This is a genomic window from Pengzhenrongella sicca (genome assembly GCF_017569225.1).
In the GTDB taxonomy this organism is placed as follows: domain Bacteria; phylum Actinomycetota; class Actinomycetes; order Actinomycetales; family Cellulomonadaceae; genus Pengzhenrongella; species Pengzhenrongella sicca.
In genome coordinates this window covers 3,552,114-3,573,952 of sequence record NZ_CP071868.1, presented here as the reverse complement: position 1 = coordinate 3,573,952, position 21,839 = coordinate 3,552,114, and the positions used below count along the sequence as shown (strand labels likewise).

20 protein-coding genes and 1 tRNA gene are annotated in these 21,839 nt (G+C 73.6%); 15 read left to right on the top strand and 6 right to left on the bottom strand.

Features of this window, described 5'->3' with window-relative positions:
* Positions 1 to 28: 28 nt before the first annotated feature.
* The 14 genes from eno (at position 29) to J4E96_RS16375 (ending at position 15,017) form a co-directional block, all read left to right on the top strand.
* Positions 29 to 1,312 (top strand): phosphopyruvate hydratase, encoded by a 1,284-nt coding sequence (eno, locus tag J4E96_RS16440; RefSeq protein WP_227423133.1) that lies wholly within the window; start codon positions 29 to 31, stop codon positions 1,310 to 1,312.
* A gap of 185 nt (positions 1,313 to 1,497) precedes the next feature.
* On the top strand, positions 1,498 to 2,205 hold the full coding sequence (locus J4E96_RS16435) for an FtsB family cell division protein (RefSeq protein WP_227423132.1): 708 nt from the start codon (positions 1,498 to 1,500) through the stop codon (positions 2,203 to 2,205).
* 77 nt (positions 2,206 to 2,282) lie between these two features.
* The gene (locus J4E96_RS16430; RefSeq protein ID WP_227425804.1) at positions 2,283 to 2,804 is read left to right on the top strand and encodes a DUF501 domain-containing protein; all 522 of its coding nucleotides are present in this window, start codon (positions 2,283 to 2,285) and stop codon (positions 2,802 to 2,804) included.
* A 43-nt stretch (positions 2,805 to 2,847) separates the two neighbouring features.
* A complete protein-coding gene (locus tag J4E96_RS16425; protein ID WP_227423131.1) occupies positions 2,848 to 3,798 on the top strand; it encodes a Ppx/GppA phosphatase family protein in 951 nt (316 codons plus the stop codon).
* 108 nt (positions 3,799 to 3,906) lie between these two features.
* Positions 3,907 to 5,316: an NAD(P)/FAD-dependent oxidoreductase gene (locus tag J4E96_RS16420; protein ID WP_227423130.1), complete on the top strand. Its 1,410-nt coding sequence runs from the start codon at positions 3,907 to 3,909 to the stop codon at positions 5,314 to 5,316.
* Between the two features lie 22 nt (positions 5,317 to 5,338).
* Positions 5,339 to 5,415: transfer RNA gene (locus tag J4E96_RS16415), tRNA-Leu, on the top strand.
* 254 nt (positions 5,416 to 5,669) lie between these two features.
* Entirely contained in the window at positions 5,670 to 6,734 is a 1,065-nt protein-coding gene (locus J4E96_RS16410) for a hypothetical protein (protein ID WP_227423129.1), read from the top strand.
* 50 nt (positions 6,735 to 6,784) lie between these two features.
* A complete protein-coding gene (locus J4E96_RS16405) occupies positions 6,785 to 8,284 on the top strand; it encodes an RND family efflux transporter (protein ID WP_227423128.1) in 1,500 nt (499 codons plus the stop codon).
* A 71-nt stretch (positions 8,285 to 8,355) separates the two neighbouring features.
* Positions 8,356 to 9,042: an ABC transporter ATP-binding protein gene (locus J4E96_RS16400; protein WP_227425803.1), complete on the top strand. Its 687-nt coding sequence runs from the start codon at positions 8,356 to 8,358 to the stop codon at positions 9,040 to 9,042.
* Positions 9,042 to 10,292, top strand: a complete 1,251-nt coding sequence (locus J4E96_RS16395) for an ABC transporter permease (RefSeq protein WP_227423127.1) — start codon at positions 9,042 to 9,044, stop codon at positions 10,290 to 10,292. Before J4E96_RS16400 ends, J4E96_RS16395 begins: the two co-directional genes overlap by 1 nt.
* Positions 10,293 to 10,434: 142 nt before the next feature.
* Entirely contained in the window at positions 10,435 to 11,310 is an 876-nt protein-coding gene (locus J4E96_RS16390; protein WP_227423126.1) for an oxygenase MpaB family protein, read from the top strand.
* A 145-nt stretch (positions 11,311 to 11,455) separates the two neighbouring features.
* Positions 11,456 to 12,964: an MmgE/PrpD family protein gene (locus J4E96_RS16385; protein ID WP_227423125.1), complete on the top strand. Its 1,509-nt coding sequence runs from the start codon at positions 11,456 to 11,458 to the stop codon at positions 12,962 to 12,964.
* The gene (gene prpB / locus J4E96_RS16380) at positions 12,964 to 13,872 is read left to right on the top strand and encodes a methylisocitrate lyase (protein ID WP_227423124.1); all 909 of its coding nucleotides are present in this window, start codon (positions 12,964 to 12,966) and stop codon (positions 13,870 to 13,872) included. The genes J4E96_RS16385 and prpB overlap by 1 nt, the downstream gene beginning before the upstream one ends.
* Entirely contained in the window at positions 13,869 to 15,017 is a 1,149-nt protein-coding gene (locus J4E96_RS16375; protein ID WP_227423123.1) for a bifunctional 2-methylcitrate synthase/citrate synthase, read from the top strand. The genes prpB and J4E96_RS16375 overlap by 4 nt, the downstream gene beginning before the upstream one ends.
* 18 nt (positions 15,018 to 15,035) lie before the next feature.
* On the opposite strand, the gene J4E96_RS16370 is transcribed toward J4E96_RS16375, so the two are convergent.
* From J4E96_RS16370 to J4E96_RS16345, 6 genes are all read right to left on the bottom strand, one after another.
* Positions 15,036 to 15,485 carry an HNH endonuclease signature motif containing protein gene (locus J4E96_RS16370; protein WP_227423122.1) on the bottom strand — a complete coding sequence of 150 codons (450 nt, stop codon included), beginning with the start codon at positions 15,483 to 15,485 and terminating at the stop codon, positions 15,036 to 15,038.
* 45 nt (positions 15,486 to 15,530) lie between these two features.
* Entirely contained in the window at positions 15,531 to 16,487 is a 957-nt protein-coding gene (locus tag J4E96_RS16365) for a 13E12 repeat family protein (protein WP_227423121.1), read from the bottom strand.
* Between the two features lie 239 nt (positions 16,488 to 16,726).
* Positions 16,727 to 17,434, bottom strand: a complete 708-nt coding sequence (locus J4E96_RS16360) for a response regulator transcription factor (RefSeq protein WP_227423120.1) — start codon at positions 17,432 to 17,434, stop codon at positions 16,727 to 16,729.
* A complete protein-coding gene (locus tag J4E96_RS16355; protein WP_227423119.1) occupies positions 17,431 to 18,741 on the bottom strand; it encodes a sensor histidine kinase in 1,311 nt (436 codons plus the stop codon). Before J4E96_RS16355 ends, J4E96_RS16360 begins: the two co-directional genes overlap by 4 nt.
* 68 nt (positions 18,742 to 18,809) lie before the next feature.
* Positions 18,810 to 19,676: an ABC transporter permease subunit gene (locus J4E96_RS16350; protein ID WP_227423118.1), complete on the bottom strand. Its 867-nt coding sequence runs from the start codon at positions 19,674 to 19,676 to the stop codon at positions 18,810 to 18,812.
* The gene (locus tag J4E96_RS16345) at positions 19,673 to 20,656 is read right to left on the bottom strand and encodes an ABC transporter ATP-binding protein (RefSeq protein ID WP_227423117.1); all 984 of its coding nucleotides are present in this window, start codon (positions 20,654 to 20,656) and stop codon (positions 19,673 to 19,675) included. Before J4E96_RS16345 ends, J4E96_RS16350 begins: the two co-directional genes overlap by 4 nt.
* Positions 20,657 to 20,927: 271 nt before the next feature.
* Here J4E96_RS16345 and J4E96_RS16340 point away from each other — a divergent pair, with 271 nt between their 5' ends.
* Positions 20,928 to 21,791 (top strand): Bax inhibitor-1/YccA family protein, encoded by an 864-nt coding sequence (locus J4E96_RS16340; RefSeq protein ID WP_227423116.1) that lies wholly within the window; start codon positions 20,928 to 20,930, stop codon positions 21,789 to 21,791.
* Positions 21,792 to 21,839: the final 48 nt, after the last annotated feature.

Sequence of the window (21,839 nt, the reverse complement as noted above, 5' to 3'; positions counted from 1 at the left end):
AACCTATACGTCCGGAAAAGGAGCATCCATGGCCAGCATTGAGGCCGTAGGCGCCCGCGAGATTCTTGACTCGCGCGGCAATCCCACTGTTGAGGTCGAGGTCGCTCTCGACGATGGCACGATCGCCCGTGCGGCCGTCCCGTCCGGCGCCTCGACCGGCGCGTTCGAGGCCGTCGAGCGCCGCGACGGCGACAAGTCCCGCTACCTGGGCAAGGGCGTCGAGGACGCGGTCAACGCCGTCATCGACGAGATCGCCCCGGAGCTCATCGGCTTCGAGGCCTCCGAGCAGCGCCTCGTCGACGCGGCCCTGATCGACCTCGACGGCACGCCCAACAAGGGCAAGCTCGGCGCCAACGCGATCCTCGGCGTCTCGATCGCCGTCGCCAAGGCCGCCGCGGACTCCGCCGACCTGCCGCTGTTCCGCTACCTCGGTGGCCCGAACGCCCACGTGCTGCCGGTCCCGATGATGAACATCCTCAACGGTGGCTCGCACGCCGACTCCAACGTCGACATCCAGGAGTTCATGGTCGCCCCGATCGGCGCCACGACCTTCCGCGAGGCGCTGCGCACCGGCGCCGAGATCTACCACTCCCTCAAGTCCGTGCTGAAGTCGAAGGGCCTGTCCACCGGCCTCGGCGACGAGGGCGGCTTCGCGCCGAACCTGTCCAGCAACCGCGCCGCGCTCGACCTGATCCTCGTCGCGATCGAGAAGGCCGGCTTCGTGGCGGGCAAGGACGTCGGCCTCGCGCTCGACGTCGCCGCGACGGAGTTCTTCAAGGACGGTGCCTACCAGTTCGAGGGCAAGGCGACCACCTCCGACGAGATGATCGCGTACTACGAGCAGCTCGTGCGCGACTACCCGCTGGTCTCCATCGAGGACCCGCTGTCCGAGGACGAGTGGGCCGGTTGGTCCGCGCTCATGGGCCAGGTCGGCGACCGCGTGCAGATCGTCGGTGACGACCTGTTCGTCACGAACCCGATTCGCCTGGCCAAGGGCATCGAGCTCAAGAGTGCGAACTCGCTCCTGGTCAAGCTCAACCAGATCGGCACCCTGACCGAGACCCTCGACGCCGTCGACCTCGCGCACCGCGCCGGGTTCACCGCTATGGTCTCGCACCGCTCCGGCGAGACCGAGGACGTCACGATCGCGGACCTCGCGGTCGCCGTCAACGGTGGTCAGATCAAGACCGGCGCGCCCGCCCGTGGCGAGCGCATCGCGAAGTACAACCAGCTGCTCCGCATCGAAGAGGAGCTGGACGACGCCGCGCGCTACGCCGGTGCCTCCGCCTTCCCGCGGCACACGCAGGCCTGAGCACCACAAGGCCTGAGCACCACCCAGCCTGACCGGCGCTCCGGGGCCCTTGGCCCCGCGCGCCGCACGAACCCGGTAGCCCGCCTCGGCGGGGTGCCGGGTTTCGTGCGTCAGGCCCCACACTCGCGGCCGTGCGCCGGAGGGTCGGGGCTGCCGGGAGCGGCGGGGCGGGGGAGGATGTCCTCATGTCTGCCCGCCGCCCGATCACGCCGCACGCCGGCGGCCGGGCGGGCGGGTCCGGCGGGTCCGGCACGCGGCCCGGGGCCGCCCGGCTGCGATCCGGCTCGACGGGGCCGACGGCCACCGGCGGGACGCGGCGCACGGGCGCGACGCGGGGCGCCGAGCGCGGTCAGCTCGCCGCGGTCGGCCTGCCCCGCCTGTTCACGGTGCGCGCGCTCGTGCTGTTCGTCGTGTGCCTGCTCGCGTTCGTGCTGCTGTTCCCGACCGTGCGTGGTTACCTCACCCAGAAGGCGGAGAACGCCCAGCTGGCGCAGGAGGTCGCGCAGGCGCGCGAGGCGAATGCCGACCTGGAGGCCGAGCTCGACCGCTGGGACGACCCGGCCTACGTCGCGGCGCAGGCCAGGGAGCGCCTCGCGTTCGTCCTGCCGGGGGAGACGGCGTTCCGGGTGGTCGACCCCGAGGTCGTCCCCGACCCGACGGCGCCGGCCGTCGCCGCCGCCGGCAGCGGGCCGGCGGTCGTGCCCGAGGGCACGACGACGCCCTGGTACACGACGATCTGGGAGTCCGTCCGCGCGGCGGGTGAGGCCGACGTCGCGACCGATCCGGCCGTCGACCCGGCGACCGATCCGGCAGTCGACCCGGCGACGGACCCGGCGACCGATCCGGCGACGGACCCGGCCGCCGAGCCCGCGACCGACCCCGCCATACCCTGACGAACCCGCAGCCCACGCACCGATCGGATCACCCCGTGCCCGCAGACCCGCTTCCCGACCCGCCGCTTCCCGACCCGCTGCTTCCCGACCCGCCGGCCCCCTACGCGAGCGGACCCGACGTCGTCGAGCGCGACCTCGCGACCCTGCGCGAGCAGCTCGGCCGCGTGCCGCGCGGCGTCGTCGGCATCGCGGCGCGGTGCGTGTGCGGTCGCCCACTGGTCGTGCGCACCGCGCCGCGCCTCGACGACGGCACCCCGTTCCCGACGACGTACTACCTGACCTGCCCGCCCGCCGTGCAGGCGGTCAGCACGCTCGAGGCGGGCGGCCTGATGAAGGAGTGGACCGCGCGGCTCGGCGTCGAGCCCGAGCTCGCGGCCGCGTACGCGCGCGCGCACGCGCACTACCTCGCCCGCCGCGAGGAGCTGGGGCACGTCGACGAGATCGACGGGATCTCGGCCGGCGGCATGCCGACGCGGGTCAAGTGCCTGCACGTCCTGGTCGGGCACGCCCTCGCCGCCGGCCCCGGCGTCAACCCCCTGGGCGACGAGGCCCTCGCGCTGATCCGCCCCAGCTGGAACCCTGACCGCTGCACCTGCTGACCTGCGGGTCGGGCCGCGCGCGGCGGCGTGGCAGGGTGGGGGGATGACGCGCGTGGCAGCCATCGACTGCGGGACGAACTCGATCCGACTGCTGGTGGCCGACGTCGACTCGACGGCTGGCACGCTCGTCGACCTCGACCGGCGGATGGAGGTCGTCCGCCTCGGCGCGGGGGTCGACCGGACCGGCCGCATCGCCCCCGACGCCCTCGAGCGCACGCTCGACGCCGCCCGCCGGTACGCCGGCATCTGCGCGGAGCGCGGCGTCGAGCGGATCCGGTTCGTCGCGACCTCGGCGTCGCGCGACGCGGAGAACCGGCAGGACTTCGTCGACGGCGTGCTCGCGGCGGTCGGCGTCGAGCCCGAGGTCATCGGGGGGCAGGAGGAGGCGTTGCTGTCGTTCCGGGGCGCGACCGGCGCGCTCGGGCGCGGCCATCGCGGGCCGTACCTCGTCGTCGACCTCGGCGGCGGCTCGACCGAGCTCGTCCTCGGCACGACGTCGCCCGTGGCCGCCGTCTCGATGGACGTCGGCTGCGTCCGGCTGACCGAGCGGCACCTGAGCGAGGACCCGCCCACGCCCGCGGAGATCGCCGCCGCGAGCGCCGACGTCGCCGCGGCCCTGGACGCCGCGGGCGCCGTCGTGCCGTTCGGGCGCACGGGCACGCTCGTCGGCCTCGCCGGCACCGTGACGACCGTGACCGCGCACGCGCTCAAGCTCAAGTCCTACGACCCCGAGCGCATCGACGGCGCCCGCCTGCCCGTCGACGCCGTGCTCAGGTCGTGCGCAGACCTGCTCGGCCGGACCCGCGCGGAGCGCGCGGCGCTCCCGTTCATGCACCCCGGCCGGGCGGACGTGATCGGCGCGGGCGCGCTCGTGTGGTCCGACATCGTCGCCCGCGTGCGGTCCGACGTGGCGGTCGCGGGCGGCCGCCTCACCCACGTCGTGACGTCCGAGCACGACATCCTCGACGGCATCGCCTGGAGCGTCGCAGGCTGAGGGCGGCAGAGTCCGGGTGAGCAGCGCCCGTGTGACCACGCGCCCGTGTGATCAGCGTGACCCGGGCTCGACCTGCCCACGGTCGGCTCCGCCGTATACCGTACCAAGATGGACACCACGGCCCAGACCTCGCCCGCCCCGCCCACCGGGACCCCGCGCTCCCGCAAGGTGCCGCGCGTGCTCATCCTCGGCGGCGGCACGGTCGGCCTGTACTCCGCGCGCCGCCTGCGCAAGCGGCTCGGCAAGCAGGACGCGGCGATCGTCGTCGTCGACCCGCGGCCGTACATGACCTACTACCCGTTCCTGCCCGAGGCGGCGGCGGGTTCGATCGATCCCCGGAACGTTGTCGCGCCGCACCGCCGCGCGCTGAAGAACATCGACGTGCTCTACGGGAAGGTCTCGGCGATCCGGCACGCCGACCGCAAGGTCGAGATCACCCCGCAGGAGGGTGCGCCGTACGAGGTCACCTACGACCACCTCATCGTCGGGCTCGGGTCCGTCGCCCGGACGCTGCCGATCCCCGGCCTCGCGGACGTAGGCATCGGGTTCAAGAACGTCGAAGAGGCCATCGCGCTGCGCAACCACGTGCTCAACCGGATCGACCTCGCCTCGTCGACCTGGGACCCCGAGCTCCGCCGCAAGATGCTGACCTTCGTGTTCGTCGGCGGAGGGTTCGCGGGGATCGAGGCGCTGGCCGAGGTCGAGGACATGGCCCGCGACGCCGCCAAGTACTACGCCTCCGTGGACGTCGGCGAGCTCCGCTTCGTGCTCGTGGAGGGCTCGCGGCGGATCCTGCCGGAGGTGAACGAGGAGCTCGGCGGGTACACGCTCGAGCAGCTGCGCAAGCGCAACATCGAGATCCACCTGTCCACGTTCCTGACCTCCTGCATCGACGGGCACGTCGTGCTCTCCAACGCCGTGGAGTTCGACGCCGAGACGATCGTGTGGACCGCGGGGGTGCGGCCGAACCCAGTGCTCACGCGCTCGGACCTGCCGCTCGACAAGCTCGGCCGGGTCACCTGCCTGCCGACGCTGCAGGTCGCCGCCGAGGACGGGACCGTGGTGCCCGACGCGTGGGCCGCCGGGGACTGCGCGGCCGTGCCCGACCTGTACAACCCCGGCCAGTTCTGCCCGCCGAACGCCCAGCACGCCCTGCGCGAGGGCAACCACCTCGGCGACAACCTCGCGCGCATCCTGCGCAGCGCGGAGCCCACCGAGTACAAGCACAAGAACGTCGGAGCCGTGGCGTCGCTGGGCATGTACAAGGGCGTCGCGCAGATGTTCGGCCGGGTCAAGGTGCGCGGGTTCCCCGCGTGGGTGCTGCACCGGACCTACCACGTCTTCGCCATGCCGACGCTCAACCGCAAGGTGCGCATCATGGCCGACTGGACCAGTTCGCTCATCTTCCGCCGCGAGGTCGTCGCGCTCGGCTCCCTGCACGACCCGCGCGCGGAGTTCCGCGCCGCCTCGTTGCCGCTGCCGCTGCCGCCCGTCGAGCGGGATGCCCGCACCGACTAGAACTGTTGGCAGGATGGGCGGCGCCCCCGTAGCCCAATCGGCAGAGGCAACCGGCTTAAACCCGGTCCAGCGCGGGTTCGATTCCCGTCGGGGGCACCACCGGCGCGCGCGCCCCGTCGATCGCGCCGGCGCGCGCCCCGCCGATCGCGCCGCCCGTGCGCGCCGCGCTCGACCCGGCGCCAGCCGAAGCCCCGGCCTGTGACTCTCGGCGGGATTGGTGTGACCAGGAGCCGGGCAAGAGTGCCTGGAAAGTCAGCCACGCAAACGCGCCTCGGGACGCTCGGTGAACTGCTAATTTGCACAGAGGATTCACAGTCGAACCATTCCCGAGAGGCTCGGCCATCAACGCCTTCGTGTCCCGGTCCGTATCCACGGCCGCCGCAGTCATCATCGCCTTGACTCTCGCCGCGTGCGGCGGTTCGCAGAACGACCCGGATCCCGGCGCCGCCGGGCAGGCCGACGAGGTCGAGCTCGGGCCGCTGGACGAGTACTTCCAGCAGATGTACGGCGGGGGTGACTCGGTCTCGCAGGAGCAGCAGGTGGCCGAGTCGAACCGGCAGATGGTCCGGGTCGAGGAGATCGTCGCCGCGTGCATGCGCGACGAGGGCTTCGAGTACACGCCGGTCGACCAGTCGATGAACTCCACCTCGTTCGCGGCGGACGACCTCGACGTGCAGTGGGGGACGAAGGAGTTCGCCGCGCAGTACGGCTACGGCGCGACGACCGATCCGGGCGGGATGCAGGCTGCGTCCGAGGCGGAGGCGGCCGACGGCGAGGAGTTCGTCGATCCGAACCAGGACTACGTCGCCGCGATGTCCGAGACCGAACAGGCGGCGTTCTACGCCGCGTTGTACGGAGCGCAGTCCGAGGTCGACCCGGCCGCCGACCCCGAGGAGGTCGTCGAGTACAACTGGGAGGACGGCGGCTGCCAGGGCAAAGCGCAGCATGAGGTCTACGAGGGCGGCGCCGAGGCCGACGAGTTCTCGGCGCTCCAGGACGACATGGGCGCGCTGTACGAGGCGGTCGCGGCGGACCCGCGGCTGGCGGCGGTCAACGCCGAGTGGGCCTCGTGCATGGCGGACGCGGGCTTCGACGGCTTCGCCGCGATCGGTGACGGCGAGACGTCGATCTACGACGCGCTGAACGCGATCCAGGAGGAGGCGTACGGCAGCGGCGACGCGGTCGTCGAGCTCACCGAGGAGACCGCCGCGCAGGCGCAGGCGGATGTCGAGGCCAAGACGGCGGAGCTGACCCCGCGGGAGATCAAGACCGCGGTGGCGGACTATCAGTGCCGCGAGGACGCCGACTACGACGCGATCTCCCAGGAGGTCAACGTCGAGCTGCAGCAGGAGTTCGTCGACAGCCACAAGGCCGAGCTCGACGCGTGGCTCGCGGCGTCGAACGACGCGAAGTCTTGACCGGGATGCGGCGCCCGCGCCTGACCGGTCCTTCCCGCACGATCTGGCTGATGGCGCTGACCGGCGTCGTCGCCCTCGTCGCGGGGCTCGGCCTGAGTCAGCTGATCACCTCGCCGGCCGACGCCGCCGCGGGCGCCGCGCCGCCCGCGGCCGGCCCGATCACAGTCCCGGTCGAGCGGCGCGTCCTCGCGACCGACGTCGTGCTCCGCGGCGACGCGATCTACGAGGACCCGGCGAGCGTGCTGCTCGAGACCGGCGACCTCGAGGGCCCGGCGGTGGTCACCGGCCAGGTCCCCGCGGTCGGTGCCACGCTCGCCGCCGGCGACCTGCTGCTCGAGGTCGCCGGCCGCCCCGTCCTCCTGCTGCCCGGCGAGCTTCCGGTCTATCGCACGCTGCGCGCCGGGGTGGCCGGTCCCGACGTCACGCAGCTCAAGGCTGCGCTCGAGCAGCTCGGCATCGACCCGGGCGACGCCGCCTCGCCGGTGTACGACGCGGCCACCGCCGACGCGGTCGCCGCGCTGTACGCCCGCGCCGGGTACCCGGCCCCCACCGCCGGCGCGGACGCGGACCTGGCGGTCGTCGGCGCGCGCGAGGCGTTGCGCGCGGCGGAGGACGAGGTCGCGTCGGCCCGCCGCGCGCTCGCCGCCGCCTCGGCCGGCCCCGGGCCGGTCGACCGGATCGCGAAGGACAACCAGGTCCGGGCCGCGCAGCGCGCCCTCGCCGACGCGCAGGCGCTCGCCGGCCAGGTGGACCCCGAGTCGGGGGCCCCGCTCGTGACCGCGAGCGAGATCGCCAACCTTGACGACCAGGTCACGGCCGCGCTCGTCGACCGCGACGCGCTGCTCGCACCGACCGACCCGGCGCAGGAGCGGGCGATGGTCGACGCCGCGCAGCGGGCCCGCGCCGACGCGGCAACCGCGCTGGAGGCCGCCCAGAAGAGCGTGCTCACGCCCCTGCCGGCGAGCGAGGTCGTGTACCTCACCGCCCTCCCGCGCCGGGTCGACTCGGTCGAGGTGCACCGCGGCTCGACCGTCGCCGGCACGGCGGTGATGAGCGTGTCGGGGGCCGCGCTCCAGGTCGCGGGCGAGATCGCGATCGTCGACGGCGAGCTCGTCGCGGTGGGGGCGGCCGTGGCGGTCACGCTGCCGAGCGGAGCGGACGTACCCGGCACGGTCCAGTCCGTCGCCCCGGCGACGGACGCCGCCCGCCTGCGCGTCGTCGTCGTGCCGGCCGAGCTGACGCCGGAGCAGCGTGCCGAGCTGCAGGGCGCGAACGTCCGGATGACGATCCCGGTGAGCTCGACCGATGGCGAGGTGCTCGCCGTCCCGACGGCCGCGCTCACCGCGGGCCCGGGCGGCCAGGCCCGGGTCGAGGTCCTCGGGGCCGACGGCGCGACGTCCCTCGTGACGGTCGAGACCGGCCTCGCCGCGGACGGGTTCGCCGAGGTGACGGCGACCACGGGGACCCTCGAGGAGGGCGATCGGGTCGTCGTCGGCGTCGCGAGCGCGGCGGAGGAGGAACCGACGAGCGAGGAGTCGGGCGGCGCGTGAGCGGGTCGGAGCCCGGCGAGCTCGGCGCCCTCGCGGTCGAGGCGGCGGCGGTCGAGCCGGCCGGGGTCGAGCTGGCCGCGGTCGAGCCGGCCGTGATCGAGCTCCGCGGGCTCACCCGCAGCTTTCCGGGCACCCCGCCCGTCGAGGCCCTGCGGTCCGTCGACCTGACGATCTCCTCCGGCGAGTACCTGTCGGTCATCGGCCCGTCCGGCTCGGGCAAGTCGACGCTCCTGCACATCCTCGGCCTGCTCGACCGGCCCACGTCGGGCGACTACCTGTTCGACGGGATCGCGACCGGCACGGCGTCCGACTCCGCCCGGGCCGCGCTGCGCGGCGGGCGCATCGGCTTCGTGTTCCAGTCGTTCCACCTGCTGCCGCATCGCACGGTGCTCGACAATGTGCTGCTCGCGACGCTGTACAGCGGCGTGCCGCGCGCCGAGCGCCGCGCGCGCGCCCTGGCGTCGCTCGAGCGGGTCGGCATGGGGCACCGGCTCGACTTCCTGCCGACCGTCCTGTCCGGCGGCGAGCGCCAGCGCGTCGCGATCGCGCGCGCGGTCATCGCGTCGCCGCACGTGCTGCTCGCGGACGAGCCGACCGGCAACCTCGACTCTGCGACCTCGGGCGGCGTGCTCGACCTGTTCGACGAGCTGCACCGCGACGGCCTCACGCTCGTCGTGATCACCCACGACGCCGCCGTCTCGTCCCGCGCCCAGCGGCGCGTGCGGATCGTCGACGGCACGCTCGTCGAGGTGGGCTGATGGCCCGCCCCCGCCTCCGCTTCAGCCGCCGCACGCGCGACCGGTTCGGCCTGCGCGACCTCGTGTCCGAGGCGGCCTACGGCGTCGGGTCGCGGCCGGGCCGCCTCGTCCTGACGATCGTCGGCACGGTGCTCGGGGTCGGCTCGCTCGTCGTGACGGTCGGGCTCGCCCAGACCGCGGCCGGGCAGATCGGGCGCCAGTTCGACGCCGTCGCCGCCACGCAGGCGATGGTCGAGCCCGCCACCGCGCAGACCCAGGGCGGCGAGCGCGCGATCGGCCGCCTGCCTTGGGACGTGGAGGACCGGCTGGGCCGGATCGCCGGGGTCGAGGCCGTCGGCGCGGTGGCCGCGGTCGACATCGACGGCGCGGCCATCACCGCCGTGCCGGTCAACGACCCGTCGGCCCCGACGCTCGCGTCGCCCCAGGTGCTGGCCACGACGCCGGGCCTGCTCGCCGCGGTCCGCGGCACGATCGCGACCGGCCGGTACTTCGACGCCGGCCACGACGAGCGCGCCGACCGGGTCGTGGTGCTCGGCTCGCGAGCGGCGGGCCGCCTCGGCGTCAACCGCGTCGACCGGCAGCCATCGATCTTCATCGGCGAGCGCCCCTACACGGTCATCGGCATCCTCGACAGCGTCGAGCGACGCACCGACCTGCTCGACGCCGTGATTCTGCCGGTCGGCACCGCACGCGCCGACTTCGGCCTCGCCGCGCTCGACCAGGCGCACCTGACGATCGCCGTCGGCGCCGGACCGGTCGTCGGGACGCAGGCCCCGATCGCGCTCGACCCGAACGCGCCCGAGAACCTCGACGTGCAGGTTCCGGCCGTCGCGTCGGCGGTCCGGGCGAGCGTGCAGGCCGACATCAACGCGATCTTCCTGGCGCTCGGCGCCGTCGCGCTGCTCGTCGGCGGGCTCGGGATCGCGAACGTCACGCTCCTGAGCGTCCGGGAACGGACCGCCGAGATCGGCTTGCGCCGCGCGCTCGGCGCGAGCCAGGCGGACATCGGCCGCCAGTTCCTGGTCGAGTCCGTGGTGATCGGCCTGCTGGGGGGCCTCATCGGCGCGGCGACGGGCGTGCTGACGGTCGTGCTCGTGTCCCTCGCCCAGGAATGGACGCCGTTGCTGGACCCGCTGGTCGTGGTCGGCGCGGCGTTGCTCGGCGGCGTCATCGGCCTCGCGGCCGGCACGTACCCCGCGCTCAAGGCCGCCGCGATCGAGCCGATCGCCGCGCTGCGCGCCGGGGGCTGACGCAGCGCACTCCGGCGCTGACGCCGCGCTCGGGGCTGACGCCGCGCCGGGGGCTGACGCCGCGCGCTCGGGCGCCGCGCGGGTGACAATGGCCGCGCGGGAGACACTGATGCTCCCGGGCGACCGATGAGCGGAGCACCCGATGGCCGACGTGACCACCCTCGACCCAGGCCTGGTCGAACGGGTCCGGCAGCGGGCGGGCGCCGCGCTGTTCGCCCGGGTCGCGGGCGACCGGGGCCCGGCGCAGCGCGAGCGGATCCACCACCGGCCGGGACCGCGCTGGTTCGCGACCGACTCCGCGATCTGCCGCGTGCACGGCGACGCGTCCATGTTCGTCGGCGGCCTGCGCGCGCTCCTGCTGCAGTCCCTGCACCCCGGCGCGATGGCCGCCGTCGCTGCCCACTCGGGCTACCTCGGGGACCCGTGGGGCCGGCTCGAGCGCACGAGCACCTTCCTCGCGATGACGACCTTCGGTGCGGCCGACGACGCCGCGGCGGTCATCGCGCACGTGCGCTCCGTGCACGAGCGCATCAGCGGCGTCACGCCCGAGGGGCTCGCGTACGCGGCGTCCGACCCGCACCTGCTGCGGTGGGTGCACGTCGCCGAGGCCGACAGCTTCCTCGCGGCGCACCAGCGCTACGGCGCGGAGCCCCTGGACCGCGCGGGGTGCGACCGCTACGTGGCCGAGGTCGCCGTCGTCGGCGAACGACTCGGGGTGATCGATCCGCCGCGCACGCGCGCCGAGCTCGCCGCCCAGCTCGAGGCCTACCGACCCGAGCTCGCGGCGACGCCCGCGGCGCGCGAGGCGGCGCGCTTCATCCTGCTGCGTCCGCCCGTGCCGTGGCTCGCCCTGGGGCCGTACACCGCGCTGACGGGCGCCGCGGTCGGCCTGCTGCCGCGCTGGGCGCGCCGGCCGCTGGCCCTGCCGTACCTGCCCCCGGTCGACGCCACGCTCGGCCGCGCGGGCGGGCACGCCATCACGGCCGCGATCCGCTGGGCGATGGCGCCCACGGCTTGAGCGCGCCGACCGCCGCGGCCCGAGCGCCCCCGACTGCCGCGGCCCGCGGCGGCCCGCCGCGGGCGCGACCCGGGTTTCCGGGCCCGGACGGCCCCGCGCGTGCGTACGCTGCTGCAGACCGAACCACGCAGGAGGTCCTTCGCCGATGAAGCAGCACGCCGTGCGCACCCACCCGTCCGCCGACCGGCTGCCGCGGCAGGAGCAGCTCGCCTGGAGCTTCGCGGAGGTCGCGGCCGACCCGGTCGAGGTGGAGCCCGCCGTGGTCGAGATGATCGGGAACCGGATCATCGACAACGCGGCGGTCGCGGCGGCGTCGATCGCGCGGCACCCGGCCGTCGTGGCGCGCGCGCAGGCCGTGGCGCACCCGGCGGCCCCCGGCGCCACGGTCCTCGGGCTCGCACCCGGGCGCGGGTTCTCACCCGAGTGGGCCGCGTGGGCGAACGGCGTCGCGGTCCGCGAGCTCGACTTCCACGACACCTTCCTCGCGGCCGAGTACTCCCACCCCGGGGACAACATCCCGCCCGTGCTCGCCGTCGCGCAGCACGCCCGGCGCAGCGGCCGCGACCTCGTGCGCGGCATCGCGACCGGGTACGAGATCCAGGTCGACCTGGCCCGCGGCATGTGCCTGCACGAGCACAAGATCGACCACATCGCCCACCTCGGCCCCTCGGCGGCGGCCGGCATCGGCACCGCGCTCGGCCTGAGCCCCGCCGTGATCTTCCAGGCCGTCGGCCAGGCCCTGCACACGACGACGACGACGCGGCAGTCCCGCAAGGGGGAGATCTCCTCGTGGAAGGCGTACGCGCCCGCGTTCGCCGGGAAGATGGCGGTCGAGGCGGTGGACCGCGCGATGCGCGGCGAGACGTCGCCGACCCCGATCTACGAGGGCGAGGACGGCGTCATCGCGTGGCTGCTGTCTGGGCCCGGCCACGTGTACGAGATCGGGCTGCCCGGGCCCGGCGAGCCCAAGCGCGCGATCCTCGACACCTATACGAAGGAGCACTCGGCCGAGTACCAGTCGCAGGCCCTGATCGACCTCGCGCGGCGGATGGGACCGGCCGTCGGCGACACGTCCCGCGTGCGCAGCATCGTCATCCATACGAGCCACCACACGCACGTCGTCATCGGCACGGGCGCGAACGACCCGCAGAAGTCGGACCCGACCGCCTCGCGCGAGACGCTCGACCACTCGATCACGTACATCTTCGCGGTGGCGCTGCAGGACGGCGCGTGGCACCACGAGCGCTCGTACGCCCCGGACCGCGCGGCCCGGCCCGACACCGTCGCGCTGTGGCGCACGATCACCACGGCCGAGGATCCCGCGTGGACCCGGCGCTACCACGCGGTCGAGCCCGCGGAGCAGGCGTTCGGCGGCCGCGTCGTCGTCACGCTGGACGACGGCACGGTGATCGAGGACGAGCTTGCGGTCGCCGACGCGCACCCCCTCGGCGCGCGCCCTTTCGCGCGCCCGCAGTACGTCGACAAGTTCCGCACGCTGGCCGACGGCGTGGTCGCGGCGGGGGAGCAGGACCGGTTCCTCGCCGCCGTCGGCGAGCTGGCCGACCTGCCGGCCGGCGAGCTGCACCGGCTGACCGTCACCGTGACGGCCGACCGGCTCGGAGACACCCCCGCGACGAGCCGGGGGATCTTCTGATGCTGGGCTCGACGATCCCCGCCGCGAGCAAGCGCGTGGCGTTCCGGGCCGGGCTCGCCTCGGGCCGCCTGCTGCGGATGCCCGGCGCGTTCTCGCCGCTGGTGGCGCGCATCGTCGCCGAGACCGGCTTCGACGGCGTCTACATCTCGGGCGCCGCGCTCTCGGCCGACCTCGCCCTGCCGGACATCGGCCTGACCACGCTGACCGAGGTCGCCGCCCGCGGCGGCGCGATCGCCCAGGCCACGGACCTTCCGTCGCTGATCGACGCCGACACCGGGTTCGGCGAACCGCTCAACGCCGCGCGGACCACGCGCGTGCTCGAGCAGGCCGGGCTTGCCGGGCTGCACCTCGAGGACCAGGTCAACCCGAAGCGGTGCGGGCATCTCGACAACAAGGCCGTGGTCAGCGTGGCCGAGATGCTCGGGCGCATCCGGGCCGCCGTCGGCGCCCGCACGGACCCGAACTTCGTGGTGTGCGCGCGCACCGACGCGCGCGCCGTCGAGGGCCTGCCCGCCGCGATCGACCGGGCCAAGGCCTACGCGGACGCCGGCGCGGACCTGATCTTCGCCGAGGCGCTCGCGGACGAGTCGGAGTTCGAGGCGTTCCGGGCCGGCGTCGACATCCCCCTGCTCGCGAACATGACCGAGTTCGGCAAGTCCGCGCTGCTTGACGCCGCGACGCTCGAGCGGCTCGGCTTCAACGTGGTCATCTACCCCGTCACGACGCTGCGGATCGCAATGGGCGCGGTCGAGGCGGGCCTGCGCACGATCGCCGCCGACGGGACGCAGGCGGCTCTGGTGCCGGCCATGCAGACGCGCGCGCGGCTGTACGAGCTGGTCGACTATGCGGACTACAACCAGTTCGACTCGTCGGTGTACAACTTCACTCTCGGAGGTGCTGATCAATGACGACAGCCGCAGAGCTACCCGTGATCCATCGCGGGCTGGCCGGGGTGGTGGCCGACACGACGAGCGTCTCCAACGTCGTGGCCGCGACGAACTCGCTGACCTACCGCGGGTACGCGGTGCAGGACCTCGCTGCGCACTGCAACTTCGAGCAGGTCGCGTACCTGCTCTGGCATGGCGAGCTGCCGACGCCGGCCCAGCTCCTGGACTTCACGACCGCCCTGCGCCCGCGCCGGGTCCTGTCTCCCGGGCTGCTCGAGGTGCTGCGGCTCCTGCCGACCACGTGCCACCCGATGGACACGCTGCGCACGGCCGTGAGCTTCCTGGGCGCCGAGGACCCCGACGCGTGGACGGCCGACCCCGCCGCGAACCAGGTCAAGGCCGAGACCCTCCTCGCGCAGCTGCCGACGGTCGTCGCGCTCGACTACCGGCGCCGGCGCGGCCTCGAGCCGATCGCCCCGAACCCTGACCTCGGGTTCGTGGAGAACTACTTCACGATGTGTTTCGGGGCGGTCCCGGCGACCGAGCTCGTGCGCGCGTTCGAGACCTCGCTGATCCTGTACGCCGAGCACTCGTTCAACGCCTCGACGTTCACGGCGCGCGTGGTGACCTCGACGCTCTCCGACCTGTACAGCGCGATCACGGGCGCGATCGGCACGCTGAAGGGCCCGCTGCACGGCGGGGCGAACGAGGCCGTGATGCTCGCGATGCTCGAGATCGGGGAGCCCGCGAAAGCCGCCGACTGGCTGCGCGGCGAGCTCGCCGCGCACCGCAAGGTGATGGGGTTCGGGCACCGCGTCTACAAGAACGAGGACTCGCGGGTCCCGACGATGAAGGCCGCGCTCTGGTCCGCCGCCGCGGCCGTCGAGGGCGGCGAGCGCTGGACCGCGATGTACACCGAGCTGGAGCAGACGATGCTCGCCGAGCGCGGGATCTGGCCGAACCTCGACTTCCCGACCGGCCCGGCGTACTACCTGATGGGCTTCGACATCGAGATGTTCACGCCGATGTTCGTGATGGCCCGCATCGTGGGCTGGACCGCCCACATCGCGGAGCAGCGCGCGCACAACGCGCTCATCCGCCCGCTGAGCCAGTACGAGGGCGTGGCCCAGCGCCCGGTCCCGCTCGAGCTGGCCACGCGCGGCTAGCTGACTGACGGCCGACTCCTAGAAGGGTGGGTCGTCGGGCTGGGGCTCGTGGAGCCAGGGCCGGTCGGGTGGCGGGGGTTCGGGGTTGACGTCGACGGAGGGCCGCTTGTAGCGGTGCTTGGTCGGTGAGGTCCACCAGGTGTCGCCGGTGGAGGTGTCGAGGTCGGGGTGCCAGCCGCCGTAGGTCTTGGCCCGATGATGATGACGACACAACGAGTGCAGGTTCTCCGGACAGGTTTGCCCGCCGAGGTCGGGGTGGTCGTGGTCGTAGGGGTCGCGGTGGTCCAGGTCGCATCGCCACGCGGGCATCCGGCACCCCACGAACGTGCAGGTCTTGTCCCGCGCCAGGATTGTGCCGGTCAGGTCGGCGCCGGGGCGGTACCCGCGCGGCCCGATCCCGGTCACGCACCCGGTGGCGGGGTCGGTGAAGATCCGCCGCCACGTCGCGTCCGCCGCGATCGCCCGCACCAGATCCGCGGGATCGGCCCGTACCCGGCCAGCTCCCCGGGCACCTCATCCAACCCCAGCAACGTGGTCGCGGCGGCGGTCACCTGCAGGTGCGGTCGACGCCCGTGCTCGGTCTTCAAGACCCCGCCGGCCTTCGGAGTCCCGCCGGCCTGACCCGCTGTCCCGGGACCCGGTCCCGCTGTGCCGGGTAGTGCGGTGGTGGGGGCGATGCCGTTGTCGAGGATGTCGGTGCAGAGGTCGGTCAGGGCGTCCGCGCGCCGCGCCGCCACACCGCGGGTCGGCGGGGTCGGCGGAGGCGGCGATGGCGTCGATCGCGGTGATCGTCATCGCGTCCTTGGCGGGTAGGTACGCGGTCAACCACGCCATCACCCCCGGCGCCGGGCTGACCCGCACATTCCTGTCGGCGGCGTCGCGGGCGCGCCGCTGGGCGACGGCGGCCGGGTTCACGGTGAGCTCGACCTTGCGCAGGCGCGCCTTCAACGCCGGCACCGTCAACCCCGGCGCGACCGGCAGCACCGCGTCCAGGACCGCGGCGGCCGCGTCGTCGTCGAGGTGCCCGACGCCGTCGACCAGGGCGGTGGCCTTGCGGTGATCAATCACCCCAGATGCGAGCGCCTCATTCACCGCGGGCCACGCCGCCAGCGACGTCCCGAGGCTGACCTTTGCCTCCGCCACCGACCGGGTCATCACCAGCACCGACGCGACCTCATCACCCACGAACTCACCCAACCGCTGCGCGTCGCGGCGGCGGGCGAGCTCGGCGATCATCTCGCCCTGCCGCGCCGCAGCCAGCGAGGTGACGCGCTCCCAGGCGGCGATCGCCTCGATCAACACCGCATCATGCACATCCGACGGGCACAGTCCCTCGAGCAGGTCCACCAGCGGCGAGCCCGGCACCTGCCCCATCAGGGCCGTAGCCAACGCGACCTGATCGATCGGCCCCGCGATGCACGACCCCGCCGCCGCGGCCTGCGCCAACGCCGCCCCCGCTTCAGCGAACACCCGCCCAAGCAACACCCCGAACGCCACATCCACCGACACTGGCAGCGCCGTCGCCAGCGCCGTCGCCGTCGAGGTGGCGCCCGTGGTGGTGGCGCCGACGCCCGTCGGGCCGGCCCCCGCTGGGGCCCCCCGTTACCTCGTCATCGCTCGGTTCGAACATGTGTACACACTAGGACGGACCACCCACACGCACCCCACCCCGAAGCCCAACCTGTGCAGCACGGCGTGGAATCAGTCCTCTAGAGGCCGGGCGTCACCAGGCCCGACTCGTACGCGAGCACGACCGCCTGGACCCGGTCGCGCAGCGAGAGCTTGCCGAGGATCCGGCCGACGTGGGTCTTGACGGTCGCCTCCGACAGCATGAAGTGCGCGGCGATCTCCGCGTTCGAGAGGCCCTCGGCGAGGGCGCCGAAGACCTCGAGCTCGCGCGGCGTGAGCACCCGCAGGCGCGGGTCGAGGCCGCCCGTGCCCGGCGCGGGCTCGCCGCTCGCGGGCAGGAAGCCCGAGAACATCTCCAGCATGCGCCGGGTAACCCGCGGGGCGACGACGGCGTCCCCGGTCGCGACCGCCCGGATCGCCCCCGTGAGCTCGGCGGGCCGCGAGTCCTTGAGCAGGAAGCCGCTCGCGCCCGCCCGCAGGGCCCCGAACGCGTACTCGTCCAGGTCGAACGTGGTGAGGATGATGACGCGGCACTCCGGCAGCGCGGCGACGATCCGCGCCGTCGCCTCGATCCCGTTCATGCCTGGCATCCGGACGTCCATCAGCACGACGTCGGGGCGCAGGGCGATCGCCTGGCGGACGGCGGAGGCGCCGTCGGCCGCCTCCCCGAGCACCTCGAGGTCGTCCTCCGCCTCGAGCACGAGGCGGAACCCCATCCGCAGCAGCGCCTGGTCGTCGACCAGCAGCAGGCCGGTCCGCCGCGCGGGCACGGCGTCGGGAACGCTCATCGATCCTCCTCGGTCCAAGCCAGCCGGGCCCGGGTGCGCCAGCCGGCCCGGTAGGGGCCGGCGTCGACGACGCCACCGTAGACGGCGGCGCGCTCGCGCATCCCGATGATCCCCCGCCCGCCGGAGCCTGCGCCGGTCGCGGGCCGCTCTCCGAGTACCGACGGCGCGCGGGCGGCAGCGCTGATGCCCGCGCCACCGTCGTCGGTCACGGTGATCTCGATCCAGCCGTCGGCGGTCGCGAGGAGGACGTCGACCTGGCCGGCCCCCACGGCGTGGCGGAGCACGTTCGTTAACGACTCCTGCACGATCCGGTACACCGCGAGCTGGATCCCGGCGTCGGTGGGCACCGGGGTGCCCGTCACCGTCGTCCGCACCGGCAGGCCCGCGCTACGGAAGCCCTCGACGAGCCCCGCGAGATCGCCCGCGCCCGGCTGGGGCCCGAGCGGAGCCTGCGGGTCACGCAGCGCGCCCAGCACGCGCCGCATGTCGGCGAGCGCGGATCGGCCCGTCTCCGAGACCTCGGCGATGGCCTCCCGCGCCCGGTCGGGCGAGCGGTTCAAGGCGACCCCCGCGCCGTCTGCTAGGGCGATCATCACGGACAGGCTGTGCGCGACGACGTCGTGCATCTCACGCGCGATCCGGGCGCGCTCCGCGGCGCTCGCGAGCTGGATCTCGTGGTCCCGCTCGACGGCGAGGCGATTCGCCCGGTCGATCAGGGCGGACACGTGCTCGCGGCGGTTGCGCACGCTCGAGCCGATGGCCATCGCGGCGAGCGCGAAGATGAGGATCGCGGTGATCGCCGAGACGCGGGTCTCGGTCGCCGACTCCGAGGCGTCCGTCGTGATGCCGAGCACCGCGACGTTCATGGGCTCGTCCCACAGCCAGAAGGCGCCGCTGACGGCCAGGCACAGCGCGATGAGCGCGAGCCACGCGGTCCGGGGCCGGCGCGCGGCCGCGACCGCGTAGATCACCAGCCCGACCGCCGTGTCGAAGGTGCCGATGGTCCCGGTGGTCGCGAGCGAGACCACGCCCAAGGCGCCGATCGCCGCCGCGGTCCACACCGGCTGCCGGCGCCGCCAGAGCAGCACCACGAAGCCGGCCAGCACGAGCGCGAACAGCGGGAGCCGCGGCCGGTCGCTGGTGGCGGCCGCCAGGAGAGCCCCCGGGACGGCGAAGCACGCGGCGACGACGACGTCGGTCGTGACGGGGTGGCGCAGGAAGTATCGCCGGATCGGCCCGAGCCGGCGGGTGTTGAGTTCGGTGAACAACGGGCCGGGCTCGGTCGGGGCGGGCGAGGCGGCCTTCATGGAGCCGACCGCCGCCACGTTCGCGACGGCCGGCGCGGGTGCGCCGGCCGTCGCGGTGCGGTGCAGGATCAGGCGTCCCGCCGGCGAAGCAGGACGGCTGCGGTGCCGAGCAGCACGACGACCCAGGCCACCAGGACGGCGAAGCCCTCCCACGGGCTCAGGACCGTCCCGGTGGCCGTGGTGGCCATCAGATCGATCTGCGCCTGGGGCATCATCAGCTGGCTGCCGGCCGTGGACGGCAGGAACGGGCTGACCTCGCGGAAGAAGTCCAGCGGGATGAGCAGGAAGACGTTCTCGAGCACGAGCAGCAGGCCGAGCACGGCGGCCAGCGCCGCCGCGGAGTGCCGCAGCAAAGCGCCGAACGCGAACGCGAGCAGCGAGATCGCGGCCAGGTACAGGGCCGTGCCGAACAGGATCCGGGCGGTCTCCGGGTCGCCGAGGTCGACCGCGAGGTCGACCGGGCCGAGCATCGCACGGGTCGCCAGGATGGAGAGCGCGATCGCGACGATCGCGACCACGAAGGAGGTGACCGCGAGCACGAGCGCCTTGGCCCACAGGGCCGGCAACCGGGTCGGCACCGCCGCGAGGGTGGAGCGAATCATGCCGGTGCCGTACTCGCCGCTGATCACCAGGACGCCGAGCACGGCGACCGTCAGCTGGCCGAAGTAGTAGCCGCCGGTCACGACGTTGGCGCCGACGATCCCCCCGAAGTCCTCGGAGCCGCCGCCCTGGCTGGTGGCGCTAGTCACGCCCCACGCGATCAGGAGCGAGATGCCCACCATGAGCACGATCGTGGTCCCGAGGGTCCAGACCGTCGAGCGCAGGGTGCGGAACTTGATCCACTCGGAGCGCACCACGCGCGCGAAGCTGAGGTGGACGCGCGAGTCGCCCGTCGTCGAGGACGGCGCGGCGGCCGTGCGGGTGTCGATGCTCATCGGTGTGCGCCTTCCGTGCTGCTCGGTGCGGCGTGCGCACCGGAGTGGTCGCTGAGGTGGTCGGGGTGCAGCCCCGCGTCGGTCGAGTGGTACTCGACCGAGTCCTGCGTGAGCGCCATGTACGCGTCCTCGAGCGAGCCCTTGACCGGCGTCAGCTCGTGCAGCACGAGCTGGGCGCCGGCGGCGGCCTCGCCGATCGCCTCGGCGGTGCTGCCGGTGATCTCGAACGACTCGGGTGCGGTCGAGGTGACCGTGATGCCAGGGCCCGCCATGAGCTCGACGAGCCGGGTCGCGTGCGGGCTGCGCACGCGCACGGTCGTGCCCGCCGCGCGGCCGACGATGTCGGCGACGGGGGCATCCGCGAGGATCCGGCCGCGGCCGACGACGATGATGTGGTCCGCCGTCAGCGCCATCTCGCTCATGAGGTGGGAGGACAGGAAGACGGTGCGTCCCTCGCCGGCGAGGTAGCGCACGAGGTTGCGCACCCAGACGACGCCCTCAGGGTCGAGGCCGTTGACCGGCTCGTCGAGGATGAGGGTGCGCGGGTCGCCGAGCAGGGCCGAGGCGATGCCGAGGCGCTGCCCCATGCCGAGCGAGAAGCCACCGACGCGCTTCTTGGCGACGGTGTCGAGCCCGGTCATCTCGATGACCTCGCGCACGCGGGCCTTGCCGATGCCGTGGGTCGCGGCCATCGCGAGCAGGTGGTTGTAGGCGCTGCGGCCGGTGTGGACCGCCTTCGCGTCGAGCAGGGCGCCGACCTCGTGCAGCGGCGACCGGTGCTGCGCGTACGGGCGGCCGTTGACGGTCACCGTCCCGTGGGTGGGCCGGTCCAGGCCGACGATCATGCGCATCGTCGTGGACTTCCCGGCGCCGTTCGGGCCGAGGAATCCGGTGACCTTGCCGGGGTGGACGGTGAACGTGACGTCGTCCACCGCCGTCTTCGGCCCGTATCGCTTCGTCAGGCCGTGGGCCTCGATCATGGCTGTCGTCCTTCGTTCGGCGTGTGCTTCCACGTCGAGGCTAGAGCGCGCCGCGCCCCGGGCGGCACCCCCTCGAGGCTGACGTGCCCCGCGTCGGCGCATACCTCGCAGGGAGGACGGCCACGGCCGGGAACGCCCACGGCGGGTGCCGCGTTGCGCCGGGAACGCCCACGGCGGGTGCCGCGTTGCATAGAGTAAGGAAAACGGCCGCAAACTCGCACCGACTTGCGCACCTGCGCAGGGGGCGGGACGGCGCGACCAGGAGGAACTGATGAGCAACCCCGTCTTCGACAACAACGCGATCTTCCGCGATCCCAAGAAGTCGCGGCAGCAGCCCCAGCGCGGGCGCCAGCAGGGAGCCGTGCTGCAGGACAGCGCGGTCACCGCGGCGCCGTACGACGCGGCGGCGCTGAACCAGATGTACCAGTCGCCCTCGGCGACCACGGCCCAGACCGGGCGGATGACCTACGACGACGTCATCATGAAGACCGGCGGGCTGCTCACCATCGTCGTCGTCATGGCGGCGCTGACCTGGTTCGTCGTGCCCGAGGAGTCGCGGATGGGCGTCGCGATCATCGGCGCGCTCGTCGGTTTCGTGCTCGGCATGGTGAACTCGTTCAAGAAGAGCCCGAGCCCGGCCCTCATCCTGGCCTACGCGGCGGCCGAGGGCGTCTTCCTCGGGGGCATCTCGTGGTACTTCGAGGTGGCCTTCGACCTGCCGGGCCTCGTGACGCAGGCCGTGCTCGCCACCATGGCGACGTTCGCCGCCTGCCTCGTGCTGTTCCGCTCGGGCAAGGTGCGCGTCACCCCGAAGTTCACGCGCTGGCTCCTCGTCTCCATGGTCGGGTACCTCGTGTTCTCGCTCGTCAACGTGCTGCTGATGGTCTTCAACGTCGGCGGCGACGGCGCGTTCGGCCCGCTGAGGAGTGGCGCCCTGGGCGTCATCGTCGGCCTCTTCGCCGTCGGCCTCGCCGCGGCGATGCTGATCCTCGACTTCGACTCGATCAAGCGTGGGGTCGAGCAGGGCGTCCCGGCGAAGTTCGCCTGGACCGCCGCTTTCGGGCTCGTCGTCACCCTCGTGTGGATGTACCTCGAGTTCCTGCGGCTGATCGCGATCCTTCGCGGCAGCAACTAGCGGTTCGACCAGCAGTCTCACCCCCGTCGTCGCAACGTCCGCATCGCG